Source organism: Corynebacterium sp. ACRQP, from assembly GCF_022345915.1.
GTDB classification, from domain to species: domain Bacteria; phylum Actinomycetota; class Actinomycetes; order Mycobacteriales; family Mycobacteriaceae; genus Corynebacterium; species Corynebacterium lehmanniae.
Map to the genome: position 1 here is coordinate 1 of NZ_JAKRMZ010000050.1, position 1,077 is coordinate 1,077.

The following is a 1,077-nucleotide window of genomic DNA, read 5'->3' on the forward strand; positions in this document are numbered from 1 at the left end:
CATTGCGCGTGCAGTTGACAGCCTGCACCATTTGCGCCCCACAACACCGCACACGCAACCCCTGCCAGGTATCACACGCACACGGTTTAGCCTCATCCGCTATCGCTCGCCACTACACACGGAATCACAATTGTTTTCTTCTCCTACGGGTACTGAGATGTTTCACTTCCCCGCGTCAACCCCCACACAGACTATGTATTCACCTGCGGGTAACACCACACAACTGGTGCTGGGTTTCCCCATTCGGACATCCTCGGATCAACGCTTTGTTGGCAACTCCCCGAGGCATAACGCAGCCTCACACGTCCTTCATCGGCTCAGCATGCCAAGGCATCCACCATACGCCCGTAACAAAACACACGGACACACAAACAATCAAGGTACAAACACCAAAACACAAAAAAGAAAGATACTCGCGTCCACTATACAGTTCTCACACAACACAACCCCCACACACAACCAACCACAACCAACGCGGCCAGCCCACATGAGAGCCCAACAGGAACAACCATGTGCTGCCCCAGACACCCAACAGTGCACCAACGCATACTCTTTTGTCACGCAAACCGGTGTGACCACCCAACCCCAACACCATGTGAGCGCACAACCCCTTCTCAGCCCAGCCGCACCACCATCCAGACGATGCCACCATGACCTTGAAGGTGTGTCTCCACCCGGCAAACAAACATATGGCAGTCGCACACTCGGCGACTCAACCACACAAAACAACACCCACAACTGCGGGCGAATAATAAAAGCTCCTTAGAAAGGAGGTGATCCAGCCGCACCTTCCGGTACGGCTACCTTGTTACGACTTCGTCCCAATCGCCGATCCCACCTTCGACAGCTCCTTTTGACAGGCCACTGGCTTCGGGTGTTACCAACTTTCATGACGTGACGGGCGGTGTGTACAAGGCCCGGGAACGTATTCACCGCAGCGTTGCTGATCTGCGATTACTAGCGACTCCGACTTCATGGGGTCGAGTTGCAGACCCCAATCCGAACTACGACCGGCTTTACAGCGATTAGCTCACCCTCACAGGCTCGCAGGACGCGTTGTACCGACCATTGTCGCAG

General features: G+C 54.9%; 2 rRNA genes. Both read right to left on the bottom strand.

Going from position 1 to position 1,077, the window contains the following annotated elements:
* Window positions 1-361: ribosomal RNA gene (locus tag MHY23_RS11810) — 23S ribosomal RNA — on the bottom strand; the annotation flags it as partial.
* Window positions 362-766: 405 nt separating this feature from the next.
* Window positions 767-1,077: ribosomal RNA gene (locus MHY23_RS11815) — 16S ribosomal RNA — on the bottom strand; the annotation flags it as partial.